This window comes from Pseudomonas monteilii, assembly GCA_001534745.1.
Classification (GTDB): Bacteria; Pseudomonadota; Gammaproteobacteria; order Pseudomonadales; family Pseudomonadaceae; genus Aquipseudomonas; species Aquipseudomonas alabamensis.
On record CP013997.1, the window covers coordinates 1853622 to 1877306 of the forward strand.

Annotated in this window: 21 protein-coding genes, 1 pseudogene and 2 other annotated features; of the genes and pseudogenes, 12 read left to right on the forward strand and 10 right to left on the reverse strand. The window is 67.5% G+C overall.

The annotated features are described in order from the left end of the window. Window positions 1-12 precede the first annotated feature (12 nt). The 3 genes from APT63_08205 to APT63_08215 are packed head-to-tail and all read right to left on the reverse strand — an operon-like array spanning window position 13 to window position 1311. On the reverse strand, window positions 13-435 hold the full coding sequence (locus tag APT63_08205; protein AMA45615.1) for a cobalamin biosynthesis protein CobE: 423 nt from the start codon (window positions 433-435) through the stop codon (window positions 13-15). Beyond that, window positions 432-1115: a cobalt transporter gene (locus tag APT63_08210; protein AMA45616.1), complete on the reverse strand. Its 684-nt coding sequence runs from the start codon at window positions 1113-1115 to the stop codon at window positions 432-434. Before APT63_08210 ends, APT63_08205 begins: the two co-directional genes overlap by 4 nt. A gap of 10 nt (window positions 1116-1125) precedes the next feature. Further along, entirely contained in the window at window positions 1126-1311 is a 186-nt protein-coding gene (locus tag APT63_08215; protein ID AMA45617.1) for a cobalt transporter, read from the reverse strand. A 146-nt stretch (window positions 1312-1457) separates the two neighbouring features. Further along, window positions 1458-1679, reverse strand: a binding site (cobalamin riboswitch). Window positions 1680-1850: 171 nt separating this feature from the next. Beyond that, window positions 1851-2054: a binding site (cobalamin riboswitch), on the forward strand. A gap of 91 nt (window positions 2055-2145) precedes the next feature. On the opposite strand from APT63_08215, the gene APT63_08220 reads away from it, so the two are divergent. The 4 genes from APT63_08220 to APT63_08235 all read left to right on the forward strand — a co-directional run bounded on the left by APT63_08220 (window position 2146) and on the right by APT63_08235 (window position 8670). Then, a complete protein-coding gene (locus tag APT63_08220; protein ID AMA45618.1) occupies window positions 2146-3213 on the forward strand; it encodes a cobalamin biosynthesis protein CobW in 1068 nt (355 codons plus the stop codon). Window positions 3214-3216: 3 nt separating this feature from the next. Next, the gene (locus tag APT63_08225) at window positions 3217-6978 is read left to right on the forward strand and encodes a cobalamin biosynthesis protein CobN (GenBank protein ID AMA45619.1); all 3762 of its coding nucleotides are present in this window, start codon (window positions 3217-3219) and stop codon (window positions 6976-6978) included. 1 nt (window position 6979) lies between these two features. Continuing rightward, window positions 6980-8008 carry a magnesium chelatase gene (locus APT63_08230; protein ID AMA45620.1) on the forward strand — a complete coding sequence of 343 codons (1029 nt, stop codon included), beginning with the start codon at window positions 6980-6982 and terminating at the stop codon, window positions 8006-8008. Between the two features lie 98 nt (window positions 8009-8106). Beyond that, window positions 8107-8670: a magnesium chelatase gene (locus APT63_08235; GenBank protein AMA45621.1), complete on the forward strand. Its 564-nt coding sequence runs from the start codon at window positions 8107-8109 to the stop codon at window positions 8668-8670. Between the two features lie 42 nt (window positions 8671-8712). Here APT63_08235 and APT63_08240 read toward each other — a convergent pair whose 3' ends face one another. Beyond that, window positions 8713-8979 carry a hypothetical protein gene (locus APT63_08240; protein ID AMA45622.1) on the reverse strand — a complete coding sequence of 89 codons (267 nt, stop codon included), beginning with the start codon at window positions 8977-8979 and terminating at the stop codon, window positions 8713-8715. Between the two features lie 278 nt (window positions 8980-9257). On the opposite strand from APT63_08240, the gene APT63_08245 reads away from it, so the two are divergent. Further along, window positions 9258-10583, forward strand: coding sequence for a Fis family transcriptional regulator (locus APT63_08245; protein AMA45623.1), 1326 nt, complete (start codon window positions 9258-9260; stop codon window positions 10581-10583). A 14-nt stretch (window positions 10584-10597) separates the two neighbouring features. Here APT63_08245 and APT63_08250 read toward each other — a convergent pair whose 3' ends face one another. Further along, the gene (locus APT63_08250) at window positions 10598-12796 is read right to left on the reverse strand and encodes a sulfatase (GenBank protein ID AMA45624.1); all 2199 of its coding nucleotides are present in this window, start codon (window positions 12794-12796) and stop codon (window positions 10598-10600) included. Window positions 12797-13123: 327 nt separating this feature from the next. Between APT63_08250 and APT63_08255 the strand changes: the two genes are divergently transcribed. Together APT63_08255 and APT63_08260 are read left to right on the forward strand one after the other, a co-directional pair. Next, entirely contained in the window at window positions 13124-13939 is an 816-nt protein-coding gene (locus APT63_08255; GenBank protein AMA45625.1) for a sigma factor sigB regulation protein rsbQ, read from the forward strand. Beyond that, window positions 13929-15077, forward strand: a pseudogene (locus tag APT63_08260) (PAS domain-containing sensor histidine kinase). Before APT63_08255 ends, APT63_08260 begins: the two are co-directional and overlap by 11 nt. A 121-nt stretch (window positions 15078-15198) precedes the next feature. On the opposite strand, the gene APT63_08265 reads toward APT63_08260, so the two are convergent. Both APT63_08265 and APT63_08270 read right to left on the reverse strand, forming a co-directional pair. Then, complete coding sequence (locus tag APT63_08265; protein AMA47823.1) at window positions 15199-15741, reverse strand: N-acetylglucosamine-6-sulfatase; 543 nt, start codon at window positions 15739-15741, stop codon at window positions 15199-15201. Further along, window positions 15738-16304 carry an aminotransferase gene (locus tag APT63_08270; protein ID AMA45626.1) on the reverse strand — a complete coding sequence of 189 codons (567 nt, stop codon included), beginning with the start codon at window positions 16302-16304 and terminating at the stop codon, window positions 15738-15740. The genes APT63_08265 and APT63_08270 overlap by 4 nt, the downstream gene beginning before the upstream one ends. 263 nt (window positions 16305-16567) lie before the next feature. Between APT63_08270 and APT63_08275 the strand changes: the two genes are divergently transcribed. The 3 genes from APT63_08275 to APT63_08285 all read left to right on the forward strand — a co-directional run bounded on the left by APT63_08275 (window position 16568) and on the right by APT63_08285 (window position 18349). After that, window positions 16568-17398, forward strand: coding sequence for an undecaprenyl-diphosphatase (locus tag APT63_08275; GenBank protein AMA45627.1), 831 nt, complete (start codon window positions 16568-16570; stop codon window positions 17396-17398). A 73-nt stretch (window positions 17399-17471) separates the two neighbouring features. Further along, window positions 17472-17837 (forward strand): hypothetical protein, encoded by a 366-nt coding sequence (locus APT63_08280; GenBank protein ID AMA45628.1) that lies wholly within the window; start codon window positions 17472-17474, stop codon window positions 17835-17837. Between the two features lie 329 nt (window positions 17838-18166). Continuing rightward, entirely contained in the window at window positions 18167-18349 is a 183-nt protein-coding gene (locus APT63_08285; protein ID AMA45629.1) for a hypothetical protein, read from the forward strand. 450 nt (window positions 18350-18799) lie between these two features. Here the strand turns inward: APT63_08285 and APT63_08290 are convergent, their stop codons facing one another. The 3 genes from APT63_08290 to APT63_08300 all read right to left on the reverse strand — a co-directional run bounded on the left by APT63_08290 (window position 18800) and on the right by APT63_08300 (window position 22238). Then, on the reverse strand, window positions 18800-20440 hold the full coding sequence (locus tag APT63_08290) for a chemotaxis protein (GenBank protein ID AMA45630.1): 1641 nt from the start codon (window positions 20438-20440) through the stop codon (window positions 18800-18802). A 185-nt stretch (window positions 20441-20625) separates the two neighbouring features. Continuing rightward, window positions 20626-21189: a cytochrome B gene (locus APT63_08295; protein AMA45631.1), complete on the reverse strand. Its 564-nt coding sequence runs from the start codon at window positions 21187-21189 to the stop codon at window positions 20626-20628. Further along, on the reverse strand, window positions 21186-22238 hold the full coding sequence (locus APT63_08300) for a catalase (protein ID AMA45632.1): 1053 nt from the start codon (window positions 22236-22238) through the stop codon (window positions 21186-21188). Before APT63_08300 ends, APT63_08295 begins: the two co-directional genes overlap by 4 nt. A 117-nt stretch (window positions 22239-22355) precedes the next feature. Here APT63_08300 and APT63_08305 point away from each other — a divergent pair, with 117 nt between their 5' ends. Further along, the gene (locus tag APT63_08305) at window positions 22356-22877 is read left to right on the forward strand and encodes an RNA polymerase subunit sigma-24 (protein AMA47824.1); all 522 of its coding nucleotides are present in this window, start codon (window positions 22356-22358) and stop codon (window positions 22875-22877) included. Beyond that, the gene (locus tag APT63_08310) at window positions 22874-23626 is read left to right on the forward strand and encodes an anti-sigma factor (protein AMA45633.1); all 753 of its coding nucleotides are present in this window, start codon (window positions 22874-22876) and stop codon (window positions 23624-23626) included. The genes APT63_08305 and APT63_08310 overlap by 4 nt, the downstream gene beginning before the upstream one ends. The last annotated feature ends 59 nt before the right edge of the window (window positions 23627-23685 follow it).

The window sequence follows — 23685 nt, forward strand, 5'->3', positions numbered from 1 at the left end:
GAAAAACGCCGATTATCCCGCAAAGATGGGGTGGCACGCCATGGCCAAGGTCGCCTGGGCACTGCTCACGCGTGGCACGATCAACCGGGCGCTGCCGCTGTGGTGGTGGGCCAGGGCCAGGGCCGCGCTTTCGGCGACGCCCCAGCAGCCGGTCGCACGCCAGGCAGCCGGTGAGCGATGCGTGAGCTGAGGTTCGAAGGCGTGCAGCGCGTGAGGCTCGAAGCAGCGCAAGGGCAGGGCAAGCCGTTCGGCGAGGGCGCGCAGTCCCGGCTCGTCGGCCTTGAGGGTGAGGCTGGCGAGCCCTGCCAGTCGGGCGACCGGCCAGCCCCGGGCCTGCAAGGTCTGCATCAGCAGCAGGGCCAGCTCATCGACCGAACAGCCCCGTCGGCAACCCAGGCCGACGAACAGCGGCGGGGCTGTTCGGTCGTGCGTCATCCGCGCTGACGACCGCGGTACAGCCAGGCGCTGAGCAGGCCGAGGGCTGCCCAGAACAGCGCGTTGGTGGCCCAGGAGGCCAGCTTGAACTGCTGCGCCAGCGCCTCGGGTGCCAGGCTTTCATGCACGTCGGGCTGCGGAGCGCCGATGACGTGAGGCAGCACCAGCAGGGCGAGCGCGATCGGCTTGAAGAGCCAGTGCCGCGTGAATGCCAGCAGTGCCAGGCCCACGGCGGTCGCGGCGGCGGTGCCGATCCACCAGGCCTGGCGCTGGGCCAGGTCTGCGGCAGCGGTACCGGGCAGTTCGGGGGGCAGGCCCAGGGTGGGCGCCAGGCAGAACACCGCAAAGCCCGCCAGGCCCCAGGCCAGGCCGGTGCGGACCCGGGCTGGCTCGCGCAGGCTGTAGAGCCCGGCCAGCAGCAGCGCGAAGCCGACGGCGACCACCAGGTTGCCGCCAGTGGTCGACAGCACACGCTGCCAGCCATCCTCGGGCGACCAGGCTTCGTCGTCATGCGTGTGCGCCGCCACGGCGCCCTCGGCGGTATGCACGTGGGGCTCGGCGTGCTCGTAGGTTTCTGCCTCGAGGATCAAGGGCGTGACCATCAGGCTTTGCAGCGCCGTCAGCAACAGGGCGGCGAGCAGGCCGCTGAAGGCGGCGGTGCGGGCGATACGCGTGATCATGCGAAAGGCCTCAGTGGCAGGGGAAGGCCGCGCTGTGGCGCGTATCGTGGGCGGCATTGTGGACCGCGTCGATGTGCGAGAAGCCGGCGAACCAGACCAGCGCCAGGCCAAGCAGGCCGGCACCGGTGGCGATGACCAGGCGCTGGGTGAGGCTGGCTGGCCGCACGAGGCTGGAAGGGGTGAGAGTCGAAGCCATGGACGCGTTCCTCTGCTACGGATGAGGGCGAACAGGCACGCGTCATGGGCCCTTCGAGCCCGTCGGCCGGTGCGCGAGCGCCAAGCGGCGCCCGAGGTCAGGCTCGGGGCGAATCCGGGATCATGCGACAGCGCCCGCCCACCGCGGGGTGTTTTCAGGCGTGAGGCCGGTCTCCGGGCTGACGAGCGAGAGCAGGCTCTCCTGGCACGCATCGCCTTCCCAGGCCTGAAGGGCCCAGTGGCACATGACGCATGGCTCGCATACCGTTGCGGGGGCAGCACCGGCCTTGTCGTGGCCCCGTGAAGAGCCCGCGACGCACCGGTTTCCCGTTTCACCCCGAGTGGGGCACCTTACGCAGACTCGTAGGAAAGCATGCGCGATCAGGAGCGTCAATGACCGCCTGAAGTGCCGACGCATCGACGAGGGGTGTCGGCGTTCGGCACGGTGGCGGTTGACCGCTTGCCAGGCACTGCGTAGCCTTGCCGGTTCGAGGTTCCTCGACTGCCACTTCAGCGTTGGCGTGCATGCGTCGCTCCAGGCCATTGGTCGTTCGACGCTGCATCCTTCGTCCGGCCGGATCGGGGCTAAGACGGGAACGCGGTCAAAGGCCGCGGCTGCCCCCGCAACTGTAGACACCCCAAGGACGACACGGCCACTGCGCGCGACGCGGGAAGGCGTCGTCCGGCCAGCTTCGGGCTGGCAGGGTGCAAGCCAGGAGACCTGCCTCGAGACGTTTGCGACTTCAACCGGGCGGGGTGTCCCGGTGGCGAGCCAGCCTGGCCAGAGGCCCGTGCTGTCGTCCCGCATGCCCGCCATCCTGCCAAGGGCATTGACATGAAAACACTGGCCAAGCTCCCCGTCACCATCGTCACCGGCTTTCTCGGCTCGGGCAAGACCACCTTGCTGCGGCACATGCTGGACAACGCCCAGGGCCGCCGCATCGCGGTCATCGTCAACGAGTTCGGCGAACTGGGCATCGACGGCGAGATCCTCAAGCAGTGCAGCATCGGCTGCACCGAAGAGGAAGCCATGGGCCGGGTCTTCGAGCTGGCCAACGGCTGCCTGTGCTGCACGGTGCAGGAAGAGTTCTTCCCGGTGATGCGCGAACTGGTGGCCCGCCGTGGCGACCTGGACCACATCCTCATCGAAACCAGTGGCCTGGCGCTGCCCAAGCCGCTGGTGCAGGCCTTCCAATGGCCGGAAATCCGCAACGCCTGCACGGTCGACGCCGTGATCACCGTGGTCGACAGCCCCGCCGTGGCCGCCGGCACCTTCGCCGCCTACCCCGATCAGGTGGATGCCCAGCGCAAGCTCGACCCGAACCTGGACCACGAGTCGCCGCTGCACGAACTGTTCGCCGACCAACTGGCCAGCGCCGACCTGGTGGTGCTGAACAAGGCCGATCTGATCGCGGCCGACGACCTGGCCAAGGTCCGCGCCGCGGTGATGGAAGAACTGCCGCCTGCGGTGAAGGTGATCGAGGCCAGCAGCGGTCGTCTGCCGCTCGAGGTGCTGCTGGGCCTGGGCGCCGAGTCCGAGGTGCACATCGACGGGCGTCGCACCCACCACGACAGCCATCATGACGGCGAAGGCGAGGACGACCACGATCACGATGCGTTCGACTCGATTTCCATCGACCTGCCCGAAGCGGACGAGCACCGCCTGCTCGATGCACTCACCACCTTGGTGGTCGAGTTCGGCATCCTGCGCGCCAAAGGGTTCGCGGCCATCCCGGGCAAGCCGATGCGCCTGCTGATCCAGGGGGTCGGCACGCGGTTCGACAAGCACTTCGACCGCGCCTGGCGTGCCGACGAACCGCGCCTCACGCGCCTGGTGCTGATCGGCCAGGACCTCGATGCGGCGCTGCTCGAAACGCGCCTGCGCCAGGCCCTGGGCGCCTGACCCATGCACCTGCTCAGGACCCAGCCCGGCGGCTTCGTGCCGGACGACAGCATCGCCGACCTCGGGCAGACGCCGGCCGAGCTGGTGATCCTGTGCAGCGGCGATTCGCACCTGGCGCTGTTGGCCGAGACCGCCGAACAACTGCCCGACGATTTCCCGTCACTGCGCCTGGCCAACCCCATGCAGGTGCAGAACCACGCCTCGGTCGACCTGTACATCGACCAGGTCCTGCGCCATGCCAAGGTGGTGCTGGTCTCGCTGCACGGTGGGGTCGGCTACTGGCGCTACGGTGTCGAACAGCTGGTCGAGCTGTCGCGTCGCGGCCTGACGCTCATTCTGGTGCCGGGCGACGATCGTCCCGACCCTGAGCTGACCGACCTGGGCACCGTGCGCGGCGCCGAGGCCGAGCGGTTGTGGCACTACCTGCGCCAGGGCGGTCGGCAGAATGCCCTGAACCTGTTCAAGTGCCTGGCCAGCACCTGGCTCGGGCGCGAGGACGCCTGGGCCGAACCCGAGACGCTGCCCCGTACCACGGTCTATCACCCTGCCCATGGCAGCACGCGCCTGGACACCTGGTTCGCCCACTGGCAACCGGAATGGCCGGTGGCGCCGATCCTGTTCTACCGCTCGCACCTGCAGGCGGCCAACACCGCCTTCATCGACCGCTTCTGCGAGCGCCTCCAGGCCGCGGGCCTGAACCCGCTGCCGATCGCCGTGGCCAGCCTCAAGGAGCCGGCCTGCCTGACGCAGGTCGAAGCCTGGCTGGACGAGGCGGGCGCCGAGGTGGTGCTCAATACCACCGGCTTTGCGCTGTCCAGCCCGGAGCGGCCGAGCCTGCGCCCACTGCGCCGCGACGTTCCGGTGCTGCAGGCGATCTGCGCCCAGGACAACCAGCCGGCCTGGGAGGCCAGCGAGCAGGGCCTCGGCGCGCGGGACCTGGCCATGCACATCGCGCTGCCGGAACTGGACGGGCGCATCATCACCCGTCCGGTCAGCTTCAAGGACCTGGCCTGGCGCAGCGAGCGCAGCCAGTCGGACGTGGTCTGCTACCGCGCCCACCCCGAGCGCATGGACTTCGTCGCCGAGCTGGCGCGGCGCTGGGTCGAGCTGGCACGCCTGCCCAACGCACAGAAACGTGTGGCGCTGATCCTGGCCAACTACCCGACCCGTGACGGGCGCATCGGCAACGGCGTCGGCCTCGATACCCCAGGGGCGGCGCTCAACATCCTTCAGGCGCTGCAGCAGCAGGGCTACCCGGTCGAGGGCCTGCCCGACAGTGGCACGGCGCTGGTCCAGGCCTTGCTCGGCGGCGTCACCAACGACCTCGAACACCTCGATCAGCGGCCCTGTGCCCAGAGCCTGGCCCTGGACGAGTACGCCCAGGCCTTCGCCGCGCTGCCCGAGGCCAACCAGCAGGCCGTGCTGGAGCGCTGGGGGCCGCCCGAGCAGGACCCGATGTACCGCGACGGTCGGCTGATGGTCGCCGGCCTGCGCTGGGGCCTGACCTTCGTCGGCATCCAGCCGGCCCGCGGTTACCAGGTCGACCCCAGCGCGGTGTACCACGACCCGGACCTGGTGCCGCCCCACGGCTACCTGGCCTTTCATTTCTGGCTGCGTCATGCCTACGGCGCCGATGCGGTCATTCACGTCGGCAAGCACGGCAACCTGGAATGGCTGCCCGGCAAGGGCGTCGGTCTCTCGGCACAGTGCTGGCCAGATGCGCTGCTCGGCCCGTTGCCGAACATCTACCCGTTCATCGTCAACGACCCCGGCGAGGGTGCCCAGGCCAAGCGCCGCACCCAGGCGGTGATCATCGACCACCTGATGCCGCCGCTGACCCGTGCCGAGACCTACGGCCCGCTGCGCGAGCTGGAACAGCTGGCCGACGAATACTACGAGGCGCAACTGCTCGACCCGCGTCGCGCCCGCGAGCTGCAGCGCGACATCCTGGCGCTGGTCAAGGCTAACCACATCGACCGCGAATTGCAGATCGAAGGCGCGCTCGACGACGCCGGCGTGTGGCTACCGCGCCTGGACACCTACCTGTGCGACCTCAAGGAGTCGCAGATCCGCGACGGGCTGCACGTGTTCGGCCAATCGCCTGAGGGGCGTCTGCGCCTGGACACGCTGTTGTCGCTGCTGAGGGTGGCGCGCGGCGATGGCAAGGGCGGCAACGCCAGCCTGTTGCGCGCGCTGGGTACCTGCCTGGCGCCGGGCTTCGATCCGCTGGACTGCGACCTCGGCCAACCCTGGGACGGTGTGCGCGACCCTTGGCTGCAGGCGCAGAGCGACGAACCCTGGCGCACCTGCGGCGACACCCGTGAGCGGCTCGAATGCCTGGCGTCGACCTTGATCGAGCAGACCCTGGCCGGTGGGCTCGACCTGCCGGCCACGTCGAACTGGCAACCCGTGCGCGACGTGCTCGACGCGCTGGCGAACGAAATCGCCCCGCGTCTCGATGCCTGCGGCGCGGCGGAGATGCAAGGCCTGCTGGCCGCCCTGGAGGGACGCTTCGTGCCGGCCGGCCCGAGTGGCGCCCCCAGTCGCGGGCGCCTGGACGTGCTGCCGACCGGTCGCAACTTCTACACGGTGGACGTGCGCAATCTGCCGACCACCACCGCCTGGCGGCTGGGGTTCGCCTCGGCCAACCTGATCCTCGAACGGCACCTGCAGGACCACGGCGATCACTTGCGTCGCCTGGGACTGTCTGTCTGGGGCACCGCGACCATGCGCACCGGCGGTGACGACATCGCCCAGGCCATGGCGTTGATGGGGGTCCGGCCGGTCTGGGCCAATGGCAGTCAGCGCGTCGACGATTTCGAGATCCTGCCGTTGAGCCTGCTCGACCGGCCACGGGTGGACGTCACCCTGCGCGTGTCGGGGTTCTTCCGCGATGCCTTCGGCGGCCTGATTCGCCTGTTCGATGCTGCTGTGCAAGCGGTGGCGGCGCTGGACGAACCGGATGACCTCAACCCGCTGGCGGCCAAGGTCCGTGCCGAACGCCAGGCGTTGCAGGCCACTGGGCTGGACGCCGAACAGGCCACACGTCAGGCCGGCTGGCGGGTCTTCGGCGCCAAGCCCGGCGCCTACGGGGCCGGCGTGCAGAACGCGATCGACGGGCGGCTGTGGAATGACCGCGCCGACCTGGCCGAGGTCTACCTCAACCATGGCAGCTACGCCTACGGTGCCCAGGATGAGGGCACGCCTGCACGCGCTTCCTTTACCCAGCGCCTGGGCCAGTTGCAGGCCGTGGTGCAGAACCAGGACAACCACGAGCACGACCTGCTCGATTCCAACGACTATTACCAGTTCCAGGGCGGCATGCTGGCAGCAGCGCAGACCCTGGGCGAAGGCGCGGTCAGCGCCTACCACGGCGACCACAGCCAGGCCGACCGCCCACGCATACGCACGTTGAAGGAAGAGCTCAATCGGGTGATCCGTGCCCGTGCACTCAATCCCAAGTGGATCGCTGGCACCAAGCGACACGGCTACAAAGGCGCCTTCGAGATGGCGGCCACGGTCGACAACCTGTTTGCCTTCGATGCCACCACCGGGTTGATCGACGATCACCACTACCAGGGGGTGGCCGATGCCTACGTGCTCGACCCCGCGACCCGTGAGTTCCTGCGCGAACACAACCCGCAGGCGCTGCACGACATGACCGAGCGGCTGATCGAAGCCCAGCAGCGCGGCCTCTGGGCCTCGCCAGGCGCGTACCGCGAAGCGCTGGAAGAGCAGTTGATCGCCGGTGAAGAAGAGAACTGAGATGACCGAACCCGTGCAGTTTCCATTGGCGGCAGTGGTCGGCGCGCAGGCGCTGAAGCTGGCGCTGTGCCTGACCGCCATCGACCCGAAGATCGGTGGCGTGCTGATCGAGGGGCCGCGTGGCATGGCCAAGAGTACCTTGGCCCGTGGCCTGGCCGATTTGCTCGGTGACGGCCCCTTCGTGACCCTGCCGCTGGGCGCCAGCGAAGACCGGCTGGTCGGCACGCTCGACCTGGATGCGGCGCTGGGTGAGGGCAAGGTCCGTTTCTCTCCCGGTGTGCTGGCCCAGGCCGATGGCGGGGTGCTCTACGTGGACGAGGTCAACCTGCTGCCCGACGGCCTGGTCGACCTGCTGCTGGACGTCGCCGCCAGTGGCACCAATCGGGTAGAGCGCGATGGTCTGTCCCATCGCCATTCGGCGCGTTTCGTGCTGATCGGCACCATGAACCCGGAAGAGGGGGAGCTGCGCCCGCAGTTGCTCGACCGCTTCGGGCTGAACGTTGTCCTGGATGCCCAGCCGCAGCCAGAAGCGCGTCAGCAGATCATCCGTCGGCGCCTGGCCTTCGACAGCGACCCACAGGGTTTTCTTGCCGAATGGGCCGCTGCCCAGGCTGAACTGCGCGCCCGCTGCCAGGCGGCACGACTGCGGCTCGACGCCATCGCGTTGGACGACGCTGCGCTCGCCGACATTACCGAACGCTGCTTCGCGGCCGGTGTGGATGGCCTGCGTGGCGACCTGGTCTGGCTGCGTGCCGCGCGCGCGCATGCCGCCTGGCGCAACGCAGCACGTATCGAGGAGGAGGACATCGAGGCTGTGGCGGACTTCGCCTTGCGTCATCGCCGCCGGGTCGCCTCGCCACCCGCGCCCGACGCGGCCTCGTCGCCGCCTCCGCAGAACGAGGCCGGACACGATTCGCGCGAGCCGGAAAGCGAGCCTTCACCGGGGCAGGGCACCTGGGGCGCATTGCCGCCTCGACCTGTGGCCAGCGGCCCGCGGCGCGAGGTGCCGACCTGGGCAAAAAAGCCCTGAGCGTCCGCGTCCGGACTGATCGGCCGGACGCGCACCAGGGCGCAGGCACGCTACAGGGCGCACCCCGTGGGCGGGCGCGGCAGGCCAGCGAAGGGCAGGTGGCCTGGGCCGCGACCCTGAGCCAGGGCAGGCCGCGTGTTCGCGAAGACCTGCGCTGGCAGCAACGGCAGGCGCGACCGGTCGAACTCTGGGTGGTGATCGTCGACAGCTCGGCCTCGACGCGTCGGCATGGCGCGCTCGCCCAGGCCAAGGGGTTGCTGGCCGAGTGTTTCGACCACGCGTATCGGCAACGCGCGCGCGTGGCCTTGTTGACCGCCAGTGGTGATGCACCCCGTTGGCAATGCCACGGCCTGAAAGCCTCACACGCGCTGCAAGGCTGGCTGGACGAGCTGGGCGCAGGAGGCGGTACGCCCTTGCTGGCCGCACTGGCGCAGGCGCGGCATTGGCTGCTGGCCCGCCAGAAGCGCCTGCCTGAGGAGCGTCAGCGCTGCCTGGTGCTCACCGATGGCCGTCTACCGCAATGGGCGCCCTTGCAGCCGTTGCCCTGTGCCAGCCTGGTGGTGGACATGGAGCGCTCGCCGGTTCGTGTAGGGCGCGCTCGCCTGCTGGCCGAGCAGTTGGAAGCCGAATACCGCCCCCTGGACGCCTTCACGGCACGCTGACGCCGGCTGGGCTCCCTGGCCCGGCCACCTGGCGCAATGGCCTTACTTCGGCATCACCCACGGCTGCAACGCGTAGCCTTGCTCGCGCAACTCGCTTCTGACCTGTTCGATCAGCCCCAGCCACTGCTGGGCGTCGGTGTACACGCGCGAGGGGACCTGCTTGCTGCCGATGCGGGTGTTGGTCCGGTCGATCACGGCAAGGCTCAGTTCACCGGTCCCGTTAGGCGCATCCCAGGCAACGCACTGGAAGGGTTCGAAGGCATGGTCGGCGATCAGCAACGCATCGTTGACACGGAGCGGGGCGTTCATGGTTTGGCTCTCTATGGTCCTGAACAGCGGAAAAGGTCGACGAAAACCATGGGGTGTGTCGTCGTCGGGTTCTGGGTAGTGATGCACGCACGGCACTACCAAGTCACACCGACGGCGAAAAAATTTCAACATCACCGCGCGCTTTCAAAGTTCCTCAGGATCATGCAAGGCCGACGAACGGTATTCGTTTTTTGACGTTTCATTGCTACTTTTCATTCAGGCGCTGCAACCTACTGTTTAAGAAAGAAAAACCACTCTTTGGCGCCAAGGAAACGTCCATGTCCGACGCTGTAGCCCATCGTCATCTATTGATCATCGACCCCTGCGACGCGTGTCATGCGCTTCTGCCCAGCCTGCGCAGTGCCGGGTGGGCGGTCGATATCAGCGATTTCTCCAGCGCCAGCAGCTTCACGGCAGGCGTTGGCGTGTTACGTCTGCGTGCCGAGCACCTGCAGGAGCCAGACGCCGTCAAGGCACTGATCAAGCACAGCACAGTCGAGTGGATTGCCGTGCTCAGCGCCGAGGAGCTGCGCCTGCAGAACGTCGGTGATTTCGTGTGCGAGTGGTTCTTCGACTTTCACACGGTGCCTTTCGACCCTGCGCGTGTGCAGGCCACACTGACCCGTGCCCATGGCAGCTCACGCTCGCGCGGCAAGGGGGCGGTCAAGGCCGATGAGCCTTCGCACGAGCTGCTGGGCGACAGCCGGTCGATGCGGGAGCTGCGAAAAGGGTTGATCAAGCTGGCGCCCACAGCGTTCCCGGTGCTCATCCAGGGCGAGCCCGGCACGGGCAAGGAGCTGGTCGCACGCACACTGCATCGCCTCTCGCCACGCCGTGACCGTCCTTTCCTGACGCTGCATTGCAGCCGATTGTCGGCGCAGGCCTCCGGGTATGCACCGCCTGCCGCCTCGAGCGAGGTGGGGGAAGTGCCGCCACCGTCGTTGCCTTCGCTGATCCAGGCGGCGTCAGGCGGCACGCTGTTCTTCGACGAGGTCGCCGACCTTTCGCCTGCAGCGCAAGCCGCGCTGGTGTCAGTGATCGATGCCCAGGGTGCTCGTCAGGTCGAGGGCAAGCCCACCGCACACGCCGAGCCACGTATCCTGGCCGCCACCCGGATCGATCTGGAGGCCGCCGTGCAGGCGGGGCGCTTCAACGAAGCGCTGTACCGCCATCTCGCCGACACGCGCATCGTCACCACCGCGCTGCGCGAGCGTCATGCCGACCTGCCGATTCTGGCGGAGCATTTCGCCCGCTTCTACGGGCTGGAAACCGGCCGTACACCGCGCGCCTTCAGCGAGGCGGCCCTGTCCGCCATGGGGCGCCATGACTGGCCTGGCAACGTCCGGGAGTTGGCCAACCGCATACGGCGCGGCCTGGTGCTCGCCGCAGGCCGACAGGTGGAAGCCCGGGACCTGGGCCTTCGCACGCTGGACGGCGAGGAAGCCCCCCTCGCCACGCTGGAGGACTACAAGCACCGTGCCGAGCGCCAGGCGCTCAGCGACGTGTTGCATCGGCACGGTGACAACATGACCCTGGCTGCCAAGGTGTTGGGGGTATCGCGTCCCACGTTCTATCGCCTGTTGCACAAGCACCAGATCCGTTAGTCAGGCCCGCGCCCTTACGCAGGCGGGTGCTCCTCGTCGCTGTACGGGTCGTCGTCCCCCGGCAGGGCCGTGATCACGCTGAAGTCACTGATTTCCACCGCGCCTGTGCCATAGCCGAGCAAGTGAAAGGAAAAGGCCTTGCGCGCCGTCGGGTTGTCGAAGTCGAACTCCATGACCAACGGCTGCTCGGCGCTCACGGTCATCGCTTCAGGCAGACCCAGCGCCACGTCCTGCTCGAACTCCTTGGCCTTGAGCAGGATCTGCGCCGGTGTGTCCGAGGCCAGCGAGCGGATCTTCAGGCGCACGCGGGTGCGCGAACCTTCTGGCATTTCCAGGTATTGGGCGCCGATCAGGTTGTCGACCCAGTCATCGCGCACGCTTGGATTCAAGGACACAGGCGCCGCGCTGCCGAATTGGTAGCGCACGTTCAAGGGTGTACTCACCAACGAGCGATCCAGGGCCGTTGCCATGGCCGTGACCTGTTGCGCGCTGCTGCGATCACCCTGGCCCAGGTAGCGCGCTGCGCTGGCGATGAAGCCTTCGCTGGCATAGCGGCGACAACGCTGCTGGAAGTCGCATTCGGTCAACGTGCCATGGCCGTCGTGGTGGCGCAGTCGACCATTGGTGAACGAGAGCATGGGACGGCCGTTGGCGTAGTCGCGCAGCAACGAGCGCCCATTGAGTTCGGCCGGGACGGGCAGGGCGAAGTAGTCCAGCAGCGAGGCCGTCAGGTCGACATGACCATAGGTGCCTGACTTGAGGTGGGGCAGCGCAGCCTGGTCCGGCGCCAGCATGAGGTTGAATCCCCAGGCCGATGCCAGGCGTACGCCGTCGATACCGTGGGATTCGTCCGAGGTCACGATCACCAGCGTGTCCTTGAGCACGCCCTGGCGCTCCAAGGTCTCGAGAAAGTCGCCAAGGGCGTCATCCAGGTAGGCGACCGCTGCCTGCTTGGCGCTGGGGTAGCGCGCCAGGTAGGCCTCGGGTGCCGAGTAGGGCTGGTGCGTCCCGACCGTCAGCAGCGTCAGCATCCACGGTTCGCGTTGCTGACGCAGCTGGTCGACATAGTGCGCGGCACCCTCGAAGAAGGCCTTGTCGTCCTTGCCCCAGGGGAAGGTGAGGTAGTTGTCGTTGGCGAACCATTCCATGCCGTGCACGGCCTCGAAGCCGATGTGCGGCATGATGCGGTCCTTGGCCATGAACCGCAGGCCGGCGCCTTGCAGATAATGGGTGGTGAAGCCGTGTTGACGCAGCTGGGCCGGGAGGCAGGCCTGGTTGCGCGTCTGCTGGTTGAGCAGCTCGACGCCCTTGGGCGTGCCATTGTCGAACTTGTCGTAGTCGCCGCACAGCATCGCGTAGAGGCCGCGGATGGTCTGGTGGGTGTGCAGCACGTAGTCCGGGGTGTTCATGCCGCGCTCGGCCCAGCGGCTGAGCCGGGGCATGAGGTCCTCGTCGTACGGGCTGTCCAGGGCCTGCCGATTGGCGCGCACATAGGCCCCGGGGATGCCTTCCAGGGTGACGATCAGCAGGTTGCGTGCCTGGCCGGGGCCGTTCAGCAGGCGCTGGCCGTCGAGATCGACGCCCACCAGCCCGGTCATCGACGGTGGGGCCGCCTGTGGTTCGAGTCCGGTCCACCGTTCGACGCGCTGCTGCAACGCACCGGTGCCGGCTGCCAGCAGCTGGTGCGGCAGGTTGAACTGGCGCCAGGGGTCGGCCTCGGAGGGCGCCAGGTGTTGCCCCGCCCAATGGGCGACCAGCAACAGCGCCGGTACGCTCCAGGCGAGGCGCGGCAGGCGCACCGGTGCCTGTGGGCGGCTCAGGCGGCAGGTCAGCAGCCACAGCACGATGCCGAAGGCCAGGGCCCACGGCAGCGCTGGATGCGCCAGCCCGCCGCCCGTGGAATTCGCGACGAACTGCGTATCGAACACATAGGCCAGGTCGCTGCTGGCAGGTAGCCGCCCCACGGCACTGACCAGCTCGACAGCCGCCACGTTCAGGAGGGCCCAGATCACCAGCGCGCCCAGTGCCAGCCAAGGCCGCTGGCGCTGCAGCAACAGGATCAGCGCGCTGCCGATGGCCAGGTCCGACACGTAGCCGAAGGGATCGAACCACCCCAGCAGGCTGCGCGCCACCAGCGGGATCACGATCACCACCAGGGCAAGCGCGATCAAGCGGGCGGCAGGATGGCGCAAGGGGTCGAACCAGTGCTTCACAAAAATGTCCTTATTGTCATCAAACGGTCACGGGTATGTGATCAATGATAACAGGCCTGCCCTGTGAGCCCGGCCGACGACAAGCCTGGTAACGAATGCACGGCACGTTGGCGTCCGAACGCGCCGATGGTGCGTGCGCGGAGGCTGTGTTCACCGTTCGTGAGACGTCTGTGGTCTGTCCATGTGGCAGAGCACCCATGGCGCAACTATGTTCAGTCGTCCAGGTACGTTATCCTGCTGACAGGCTGCATGCCATGAGCCTCCGTGCCGTGTCGATCCGGATTCACTGGCTTTCGCTTTCCCCATCCATTGCGCACGAGATCGCCCATGACCCTGCAGCAACGCCACAATGTCCACCTCTTCGGGAATGGCCCGACGACGATGATCTTTTCGCACGGTTTCGGCTGCGACCAGACCATGTGGCGTTACATGGTCGAGCCGTTCATGGACCGTTTCACGGTGGTCCTGCACGACCTGATCGGGTCGGGGCGATCCGACTTGAACGCCTACGATCCGGCTCGCTACGAAACCTTGGCAGGCTATGCCGATGACCTGTCGCAGCTCATCGATGCCTATGGCAATGGGCCGGTGGTACTGGTCGGGCATTCGGTCAGCGCCATGATCGGCGTGCTGAGCGACCTGGCGGCACCGGGTCGGGTCGCGGCACACGTCATGGTCGGGCCATCGCCTTGCTACATCGATGGTGAAGGGTACGTGGGTGGGTTCTCGCAGGATGACATCCATGCCCTGCTCGATACCCTGGACAGCAACTACCTGGGCTGGGCCAGCAGCATGGCCCCGGCGATCATGGGCGCACCGGGCCAACCGGCCCTGGCCGAGGAGCTGACCCAGAGCTTCTGCAGCACCCGACCGGACATCGCCAAGCAGTTTGCCCGTGTCACCTTCCTGTCCGACAACCGTGAAGAGGTCGCGCGCCTGACCACCTCCACCTTGATCCTGCAGGCCAGTGATGACCTGATCGCGCCGATTCAGGTGGGCGAATACCTCAACCGCACCATCGTCGGGAGTACGCTGTGCGTGGTCGACAACATCGGCCATTGCCCGCACATGAGCGCACCCAGCGCCTGTGTCGCGGCGATGGAGGACTTCCTCGCCCGGCTCGGTAGTCGTGATGACGGTTGACGCCTCCCTGTTGCCCGCCCCGCGGACCCTGTTCGACCAGGCCCCCTGTGGCCTGTTGACCACCCACGAGAACGGCACGCTGCTCCAGGTCAACCGCACCTTCGCCGAATGGTTGGGCCATACCTGCGAAGCCCTCTGCGGTCAGCGCTTCCAGGACCTGCTGACCATGGGGGGACGGATTTTCTACCAGACCCACTGGGCGCCGCTGATGCACATGCAAGGTTCGGTCGGCGAGGTCAAGCTGCAGCTGCTGCACCGCGATGGCAGCGCCGTCACCATGTTGCTCAACGGGGTGCGGCAGGTGCACGAGGGCGTGGCCTATTACCAGTTGGCGGTGTTCACCACCACCGAGCGCGATCGTTACGAGCGTGAGCTGCTCCATGCCCGCAACCTGGCGGAAAACCTGCTGCGGGAAAAGACCTTGGCCCAGGCCAGCCTGCACGAAGCGCAGGCCCAGCTGAACGAGGCGTTCCAGAGCGCCCAGCGCCGCGCGACCTACGCCGAGCAGATGGTCGGCATCGTCAGCCATGACCTGAGAACGCCCCTGGCCGCGATTCAGATGGCGTCCGAAATGCTCGCCCGCGCCGAACGTTCCCCCCGCGAGGCGCGCATGCTGGCGCACATCGGCCAGTCGGCGAGCCGCGCCGAGCGCATGATCGCCGACCTGCTGGACTTCACCCTGGAACGCATCGGCCATGGCATTGCCATTTCACCGGCCCCGCTCGACCTGCACGAGGTGGTCCGCCAGAGCCTGGACGAGCTGCGCGTGGCGTTTCCGGGGGTCATGCTGCTGCATCAAGCCATCGCCCACGGGCGCGCGTCCATGGACGCGGATCGGGTACAGCAGCTGATCGGCAATCTGGTGGGCAATGCGGTCGCCTATGGCGATCCTGCCCAGCCGATCCATGTGATCTCCGATTTTTCCGAAGGACATCCTCAGGTCACCGTCCTCAACTACGGGCAGCCGATTCCCCAGGCCACGCTGGACGTGCTGTTCGAGCCCATGGTGCGCGGCAGCGAGCAGAGCGTGGGGCGCAGCGTGGGCCTGGGCCTGTTCATCGTCAAGGCCATCGCCGAGGCCCACGGCGGTAATGTCAGCGTCAGCTCCGATGCGACCGAGGGCACGCGTTTCACCGTGTGCCTGGCGCAGGTCGAGGACGGTCGGCAGACGGCCTCTCTGCCTCTGACCGACTCTCAGGCGGGCTGAACCCGACCTGCGTCCCCAAGGCTTCAAGGCATCGACCGCCTCGGCACCCGGGTCAGGAGGCCGTGGGCTCCGAGCCCGCCAGCAGACGCTCCACCGCCTCGAAGGCCGCGGCCCGTCGCTGTGCCCAGCTACCCTCGAGCACCTGCACCGACTGCCGGTGGGCCAGCAGCCATTGGCGACTCTGCTCGAAGAAGACAAGCCGTTGCGCCAGTTCAGGCTGACAGCGTTGACCGTCGCCGACCCAGTCCACGCCGCGTGGGTCGAGCAGCAGGTGCAGGTCGTAGTGGCGCGCCAGCAAGGCCTGCTCCAGCCAGGCCGGGCAGTCGTCGAACAGCGTCTGGCTCCAGAGCAGGTTGCTCAGCAGGTGCGTGTCGAGGATCAGCAGGGCAGGCGCCTGCTGACGGGCTTCGTCTTCCCAGGCCAGTTGCCCACGGGCGATGTCCGGGATGTCGGCCAGGCAGGTGTCGCGCTGGTGGTGATCGATGAAATGGCGCACGTACTCCCCGACCAGGCGGCCGCCGAAATGCGCCTGCAGTTCGCCACCCAGCCAGCTCTTGCCGCTCGATTCGGGGCCGCACAGCACCAGGACCTTCATGCGCAGGCCACGCTCGCTGCGCGCCGCCACTCGATCCAGCCGCGCACCGCCAACCAGGTGAACAAGGCGTACAGCGCCGCAGTCAGGTAGAGCCCCTTGTACAGGAACAGGCCGACGAAGACCGTATCCAGCAGCGCCCACAGCGGCCAGCATTGCAAGCGCTTCTGCGCCATCCAGACCTGCGCCACCAGGCTGAAGCCTGTCAGGGCGGCATCCAGCCAGGGTTGCGCGGCATCGGTCCAATGGGCCATCACCGAGCCAAGCGCCAGACTGATCGACACGCCCGCGGCCAAGCTCAGGCCCAGGGCAGGCATGGACAGGCGGCTGACCTGACGGGCACGTTCGACATGCCCAGGGCGGGTCCACTGCCACCAGCCGTACAGCTGCAGCACGGCGTAGACCAGCTGCAGCAGCATGTCGGAGTACAGCCGCACGTCATAGAAGATCCAGCTGTAGACCAGCACCATGACCAGGCCGATCGGCCAGCACCATGGGTTCTGCTTGACGGTCAGCCATACGGCGAGCACGCCGAGTACGGCGGCGAACAGTTCGAGGCCGGACATGGATGATCCTCGGTCAGTGAAGAGGGGCGCGATTGTACGCCAAGTCCTTCGGACACAGGGTATCGCCGTGCGTGTCAAATTCCCGGCATGCGGCAAGACCCTCTGCTAACATGCTGTTCGGATTCAGATGAAACTTTCGCCACTGCTGAACTTTTCGACTGGCTTTACTCCAATCTTCGCTGTAAAACGGCGCGCCGCTCGCGGTAGACACACCACTCAACGTACAGCGGGCCTGGCATGCACCAGCGCCCCGTGGGGGAACGATGGATTTTTGGAGCGCCTTGCAGGCAATCATTCTGGGTATCGTCGAAGGGCTCACCGAGTTCCTGCCCATTTCCAGCACCGGACACCAGATCATCGTCGCCGACCTGATCGACTTCGGCGGCGAGCGGGCCATGGCCTTCAACATCATCATCCAGCTCGGGGCGATCCTGGCCGTGGTCTGGGCGTTTCGCCGCAAGATCCTCGACATCGTCGTCGGCCTGCCGAGCCAGCCCCAGGCGCGTCGCTTCACCGGCAACCTGCTGTTGGCCTTCCTGCCGGCGGTGGTGCTCGGCGTGCTGTTCGCCGACCTGATCCACGAATACCTGTTCAACCCCATCACCGTGGCGGCTGCACTGGTGATCGGCGGGCTGATCATGCTCTGGGCCGAACGACGTGAGCATCAGGTGACGGTCGAGCACGTCGACCAGATGAGCTGGCACCAGGCGCTGAAGATCGGCCTGGTGCAATGCGTGGCGATGATTCCTGGCACCTCGCGCTCCGGCTCGACCATCATTGGCGGGCTGCTGTTCGGCTTGTCGCGCACGGCGGCCACTGAGTTCTCGTTCTTCCTGGCCATGCCGACCATGGTCGGCGCGGCGGTGTACTCGGGCTACAAGTACCGTGACCTGTTCCAGCCCGCCGACCTGCCGGTGTTCGCCCTGGGCTTCGTGGTGTCCTTCCTGTTCGCCATGATCGCGGTGCGAGGGCTGCTCAAGTTCATCGCCCACCACAGCTACGCGGTGTTCGCCTGGTACCGCATCGGTTTCGGCCTGTTGATCCTGGCGACCTGGCTGTTCGGCTGGATCGACTGGACCACGGCGCAGGGCTGACATGCGACGTGAACGCGCTGCGCCGGCGGCGCCTCGGGGGAGGGCGGTCGAGGATCGTCGGCGCGGGCCCAAGGTGGCGCTCCTGCTGGCGCTGTGCGCACTCCCCGCGCTGGGCGTGGTGCAGGCGGTCCTGGCCGGAGCAAGCCCGCTGTGGCTGGCGCTCTATCCGTTGGCCAGCCTGATCGCTTTCGGCTTGTACTGGCACGACAAGCGCCGCGCCCGGACCCAGGGCTGGCGCGTACCGGAAAAATACCTGCACCTGAGCGAACTGCTCGGTGGCTGGCCTGGCGCGCTGGTCGCCCAGCAAGTGTGCCGGCACAAGACCCGCAAGGTGCCGTTCCAGGGGGTCTTCTGGGCGATCGTGCTGCTGCACCAAATCATCTGGTGCGACCGTGTGGTCTTTGCCGGGCAGGGCCTGGCCCATCTGCTTGGCCCATGACTGAGATCGCGACTGACCGTTGGCGCTGACCTGCGCCACCGCGCTGCTCACTGTCTGAAAAACGCAACGCATCCCCGTTGACACGCGTCCTCGGCTGAGCGACCGTGCGCGCCCCGTTTCGCACAGCCATGGCTTCGACGTTCACGTCGATGGCATTCCTGTCGGCATGGCGGTGTCCTAGCCAGACAGGCTTGCCAGACGGCAGGGACTGTGTGGGTGGCAGGTCGCAGTCCGGGACCTGCCTGGATCGAACGCCCGGCCAACGACCGAGCGCCCGCACGGCCACCTTGCAAGCGTTTCCTCAGAACCCCCCAGCCTGGATGTGTGGATTGCCCAGATACAAGAAAAAGCGACTGTCGAGCTTCATCAGGAAGTGGTTCGTCTACATCACCGTGGTCAGCCTGACCGGCGGCTCCAACCGCATCGTCGAGCACCTGTCGAACGGCAAGCTCTGGCAATGGGTGAACTGGCCGGCGATCAAGCGGGTGCTGGTGCACCTCCTCAATCCCTGAGCGCGCGCACCTTGGAGAGACCGGCTGTCGCGCACCTCTGGGCGTGGGCTCGTCCGCGATAGCGTCCGGTCCATCGTCGCCTGCATCGCGGGCAAGCCCGCTCCCACAAGCTGCTTGCGCAGCCATGCCTACACCGACGGCTGCAGAGGTCTGGGTGGGAGCTGGCTTGCCAGCGATAGGGCCCTGTCAGGCGCCGCATGCGTCGCGGGTAGGCCCACACATCAGCCCATTCGGCCGGGCATGACCCAGTAGAAAAAGACAGTTGCCCCACAAGGGGATGTGTCGGTCTGCCAGATCAGTGATGCAGCCCAGACACCCATGACTACACCGCGATGAGCCCGGCCGCTACGGACCTGTGGGAGCGGGCTTGCCCGCGATAGCGTCCGGTCCGTCGCCGCCTGCATCACGGGCAAGCCCACTCCCACCAAGGAGTGAGCCCTCACGCCCCCCTCAAAGCCGGAAGCGGCGCACCAGCTCGTTGAAGGACACCGCCAGGCGCGAGAGGTCCTGCGCCGAGGCGCTGGTCTGTTGCGCGCCCGTCGCGGTCTGGGTCGACAGGTCCTGGATGTTGAGCAGGTTGCGGTCCACCTCGCGGGCCACGTTGGCCTGCTCTTCGCACGCACTGGCGATCACCAGGTTGCGGTCGTTGATCTGGCCGATGCCGACCGCGATCTGCTCCAGCGCATCGCCCGTGGCACGGGCCAGGGTCTGGGTGGTGGCCACCAAAGTCTGGCTCTTGCCCATGGCCACCACGGCCTGGTCGGAGCTGGCCTGGACCGCGTTGATCATGCTTTCGATCTCGCCAGTCGAGGCCTGGGTACGCGCCGCCAGGGCGCGTACTTCATCGGCCACCACTGCGAAGCCCCGACCTTGCTCCCCCGCACGGGCCGCTTCGATGGCGGCGTTGAGCGCCAGCAGGTTGGTCTGTTCGGCGATGCCGCGGATCACGTCCAGCACCTTGCCGATGTCACGCAATTGCGTGGCCAACTGCTCGACGATGGTGGTGGAGGTGCCGATCTCGCGGGTGGCGTCATCCACCGCCGACACCGCATGGCGCGCCTGGCCCAGGCCTTCGCCGGCTTGGGTGCTGGCACCGCGCGAGGCTTCGGAGGTGGACATGGCGTTACGGGCCACTTCCTCGACCGCCGAGGTCATCTCGGTCACTGCCGTGGCCGCCTGCTGGATCTCGTCGTTCTGGCGCAGCAAGCCGCGGCTGCTGTCCTCGGTCACCGCGTTGAGCTCTTCGGCCGCCGAAGCCAGTTGATTGGAGGCGTCGGCGATCTGCTGGATGGTGGTCTTCAGGCTCTGCTGCATGTCGCCCAGCGCGTTGAGCAACTGGCCGGTCTCATCGGCGGCCTCGCTGCGCACCTGTTGCGTCAGGTCACCGCGGGCGATGGCCTGGGCGCTGACCACGGCCTGGGCGATGGGACGGCTGATCAGGCGGCTGATGAACAGGCCGAGCAGCAGTGCAGCGATGAAGGCCAGGGCGACGCCGGTGTACAGCACGATGGTCGCCGAGCGCTCGGTGGCGCTGGCCTGCTGTGCGCCCTCGACGATCTGCCGGTTGTTCGACTCGACCATCACGGTGAGCTCATCGAGGATGGTCCGGTAGTTCTGCTGCAGGTCGGTGCTGATGATGTTTCGGGCGGCGTCGGCATCGCCTGCCTGCAGCGCCGCGAGCACGCGCTGGATCTGCGCCTGGTAGGCAGGCCAGTCACGCTCCATGCGATCACCGGCCGCACGCTCATCGTCCGCCAGGGGCGTTGCGCGGTACAGGGCGAATGCCTTTTCACTGTCGGCCCGATTGTTTTCCAGGCTCTGACGAATCTGGTCGCGGCTGGCCTGCGGCGCGTTGGACGCCGTGGCGCCGATCAGTGCATACAGATCCCTCTGCTGCGCGATGGCCTTGCTCTTGGCTTCGGCGGTCTTGGACACCGACACCAGGTTGTTGGCAAAGACCGACCGCAGGCTGTCCGACAATTGAGAAATGCCCCGACTGCCCAGCACGCCTACCCCGAGGGTGATGAGCGCGCAAAGGCCAAAGGCGGCAATCAGTTTGGTGGAGAGTTTTGCATCACGTAGCCAGTGCATGGAAGCATCCAGGAGAAGAGGACCGATCAGGAAGGGAGCACGCAACGCATGAAATGCATGGGTACTTGTCCCGTTATCGGTCGCCCACCTCGGCGCTTGAGCACCCTGAGTGACTATTTTGCTGGGATGACGAATCTTTCATCGCGCCGAGGCGACACGCCAGCCTCGACCGCTCCGTCAGCGCGTCATGCCTGCGGGCGTGAACGCTCGGCCGTCGAGCGCGAAGGCTCGACCCGGCCTGGCCACATCGCCCGCATCACCCCGTCACGCCGCACCAGTGCGTGCATCAGCGCGGCGCCCACGTGCACCAGGATCGTGGCGAACAGCAGGTAGCCGGCCCAGCCATGGGCCTGGCGCAACACGGCATACAGCCGCAGGTCGTGCGGGGCGATCGCCGGCAGCCCCAGGGGTCGTGGGTAATCGCCTGCCGACAGCATCGCCCAGCCCAGCAGCGGCATGCCCAGCATCAACCCGTACAGGGCCAGGTGCGAGGCTCCGGCTGCCCAGCGCTGCAGCGGCGGCAGGTCGCGCGGCAAGGGCGGGTGCGGCAGGCTCAGGCGCAGTACGATGCGCAGGATCACCAGCACCAGCAGTGCCAGCCCGGTGGCCTTGTGCAGCGTGACCAAGGTCGGGTGCCAGGGCGACAGGTTGCCGACCATGTTCACGCCGATGAACAGCATCGCCAGGATCAGCACCGCCATCAGCCAGTGCAGCGCTCGGCTCAGCGGATGAAAGGTGGTGGGGGTCATGGGTGTGCTCCTGTCTCGAGGCGTTCGCGGCTGCGACGGTTGAAGGATTCGGCATAGGCGGCCGAGCGGGCCGCAAGGATCGGGTCGTCGGACGGTGCGATGCCGGTCGGCAGGATCAACGGGTCGAAGTTGAGGTCGCGGCAGGCGCCTTGTTCGGCTGCCTCGACCCGGTCGATGACCACGGTGCCGGCCTCCACCGTGCGCCGCTGCGCCGGCCAGGCCTGGGCCGGGTCGTCGATGGCATCGCCGGGCTCGGCCAGGGTCAGGCGCAACGTCCAGCGCAAGGGGCCCTGCTTCACGCGGGCCTGAAGGTCATGTTGCAGGTAGTCCGGATCGGCGATGCCCGTGGGCAGGGCCTGAAACGGCGTGTGCGGCTCGAGGCGCCAGCGCACCGGCTGCACCGCGCCCTGATCGTTGATCAGGCGAAACGCATTGATGCTGTTGTAGGCGGTGCTGGCGAAACTGTCGCTGGGCCGGTACTGGGCCGCCCATTGGCGAAACGCGGCGCCTTCCGGGTGCGCCTCGGCGAAGGCCTTCTGCCGCGCTGGGTCGGGTTTGCCGGTCTTGGGGTCGGGGGTGCTCGCCAGCACCTGGTCATAGAAGCCTTCCACGCTGTTGACGGCCAGCACCGGCGGGTTGTTCATGCCGGTGCGCCAGCGCTGCCCGTCATCGGTGCTCAACTGCAGGGCCAGGCTGCGTGTCGGCACTGCGGCATCGGCGACATGCGGGTTGGCGCCACCCAGGGCGAAGCGTCCGATGACCGGCACGCGCGGCTGACTGAAGACGCGGGCGCTCGACAGCGGCGCGGCGAGCCCGGTGCTTTCGAAGTACCCGCTGACGCACAGGCCCTTGGCGTGGTTCTTGCGATACCCGGGGTGATGCCCGGCCTGGGCTTCAAAGGTGTCGATGATGCGCTGCGGGGTCAGCGCCGGGGCGCCGATCCAGCCGGCGGCATAGGCGAAGCCGGCACCGGCCGAGGCCAGTATCGCGCCGATGCCGAGCAGACGCAGGGCCTTGCGGCGCCCGTGCAGGGGAGGGGTCATGGGCAGGTTCTCGTGAGGGGACAGCAGATACGACGTGCGAGAGAAAATTCTATTCCCGAGGGAATGCTTTCGTTCGCCAGGCGTCTGTTGTCAGTCTCTTCTGTCCGAGCTTTGAACCTGAACATGCATGACCTGGATGAACGTCAATGGCGCGACTTGCTCAACAGCCTGCGTCGCTTCGCGCTGTGGCTGGCCCGCGATGCCACCAGCGCCGACGATTTGGTGCAGGCGACCCTGGAACGCGCGTTGAGCCGAGGCGCACAGCAGCGGGAGCGCGAGGGCCTGCGTCCGTGGTTGTTCACCATCCTGTATCGCCTGTTCCTGGACGGCAAACGCCGGGAGAAACGGCACGCCCGCTGGCTGGGCTGGATCGGCCTGGGCACCGCCAGCGAGGCCTCGCGCATGGATGCGACCGAGTCGAGCGTCTTCGCCCAGGCCGACCTGCAGGCCTTCGCCCGCCTGCCGGAGCAGCAGCGCGCCTTGCTGCTGCTGGTCAGCGTCGAAGGATTGAGCTACAAGGAGGTCGCCCAGGCCCTGGACATCCCGATCGGCACGGTGATGTCGCGCCTGTCCCGGGCCCGCGCGGCCCTGCGTGAACTGACCGAAGAAACGCCCGCGCCGGTGGCGTTGCGGAGACTCAAATGATTTTCTCGGCCCCGAGCGAGCACGAACTGCACGCCTATGTCGACGACCGCCTCGACCCGGCACGACGCGCGCAGATCACCACCTGGCTGGCCTCGCATCCCCAGGAACAGGCCATGGTCGACGGTTGGCGTGACGATGCCCGGCGTCTGCGCGTGGCCTTGGCCGGTGGGTACGAGGAGCGGGCCGACGCCGGGCCGTCGCTGGCGACCGTGCGACAACGGCTGGTCAGGCGGCGCCAGCGCCATGTGGCCACGGCCGCTGCACTGCTGCTGACCTTGGGCCTGGGCAGCCTGGGCGGCTGGCAGGCCCGTGAAGCCACCTGGCTGGCCGGCACGCCGCCGATGGCCGATGCCGTGCAGGCCCACCGGTTGTTCGCCGATACGGCGGCCCTGGATATCCAGGCCCATGAGCCGGCCCGTCTGCGTGCCTGGCTCGCCGGGCATTTCACCCAGGTCGGCGAGCTGCCGGACCTGGCCGGGGAGGGCCTGGTTCCGGTCGGCGCACGCTTGCTGGCCAACGAGAATGGCCCGGCGGCCTTGCTGGTGTACGAAGACGCCCAGGGCGGGCGCCTGAGCGTGTTTCTCCGCGCGCCCGGCCGGCATTTCGGCCATATGGCCAGCGGGCAGCGACGCGAGGGTGCGCTCGAAGCCCGTTACTGGTCCCATGGTGCCTACAACTTCGCCGTGGTCGGCCCGGCGCAGGACGCCCAGGGCGAGCGGTTGCAGCAGGCCCTGCGTACGGCGCTGTAGTACGGGGTAGAACGACGCCTCCAGCGCCCGTGTGGACACGACGCGCGAACGGTCGCACG

Bases quoted from the DNA above. Each gene is read 5' to 3' on its own strand.
- APT63_08270 (AMA45626.1), bottom strand. From the start codon at position 16,304: ATGTCCGGCCTCGAACTGTTCGCCGCCGTACTCGGCGTGCTCGCCGTA.
- APT63_08205 (AMA45615.1), bottom strand. From the start codon at position 435: ATGACGCACGACCGAACAGCCCCGCCGCTGTTCGTCGGCCTGGGTTGC.
- APT63_08295 (AMA45631.1), bottom strand. From the start codon at position 21,189: ATGACCCCCACCACCTTTCATCCGCTGAGCCGAGCGCTGCACTGGCTG.
- APT63_08290 (AMA45630.1), bottom strand. From the start codon at position 20,440: ATGCACTGGCTACGTGATGCAAAACTCTCCACCAAACTGATTGCCGCC.
- APT63_08230 (AMA45620.1), top strand. From the start codon at position 6,980: ATGACCGAACCCGTGCAGTTTCCATTGGCGGCAGTGGTCGGCGCGCAG.
- APT63_08310 (AMA45633.1), top strand. From the start codon at position 22,874: ATGATTTTCTCGGCCCCGAGCGAGCACGAACTGCACGCCTATGTCGAC.
- APT63_08215 (AMA45617.1), bottom strand. From the start codon at position 1,311: ATGGCTTCGACTCTCACCCCTTCCAGCCTCGTGCGGCCAGCCAGCCTC.
- APT63_08305 (AMA47824.1), top strand. From the start codon at position 22,356: ATGCATGACCTGGATGAACGTCAATGGCGCGACTTGCTCAACAGCCTG.
- APT63_08265 (AMA47823.1), bottom strand. From the start codon at position 15,741: ATGAAGGTCCTGGTGCTGTGCGGCCCCGAATCGAGCGGCAAGAGCTGG.
- APT63_08255 (AMA45625.1), top strand. From the start codon at position 13,124: ATGACCCTGCAGCAACGCCACAATGTCCACCTCTTCGGGAATGGCCCG.
- APT63_08240 (AMA45622.1), bottom strand. From the start codon at position 8,979: ATGAACGCCCCGCTCCGTGTCAACGATGCGTTGCTGATCGCCGACCAT.
- APT63_08225 (AMA45619.1), top strand. From the start codon at position 3,217: ATGCACCTGCTCAGGACCCAGCCCGGCGGCTTCGTGCCGGACGACAGC.
- APT63_08220 (AMA45618.1), top strand. From the start codon at position 2,146: ATGAAAACACTGGCCAAGCTCCCCGTCACCATCGTCACCGGCTTTCTC.
- APT63_08210 (AMA45616.1), bottom strand. From the start codon at position 1,115: ATGATCACGCGTATCGCCCGCACCGCCGCCTTCAGCGGCCTGCTCGCC.
- APT63_08275 (AMA45627.1), top strand. From the start codon at position 16,568: ATGGATTTTTGGAGCGCCTTGCAGGCAATCATTCTGGGTATCGTCGAA.
- APT63_08245 (AMA45623.1), top strand. From the start codon at position 9,258: ATGTCCGACGCTGTAGCCCATCGTCATCTATTGATCATCGACCCCTGC.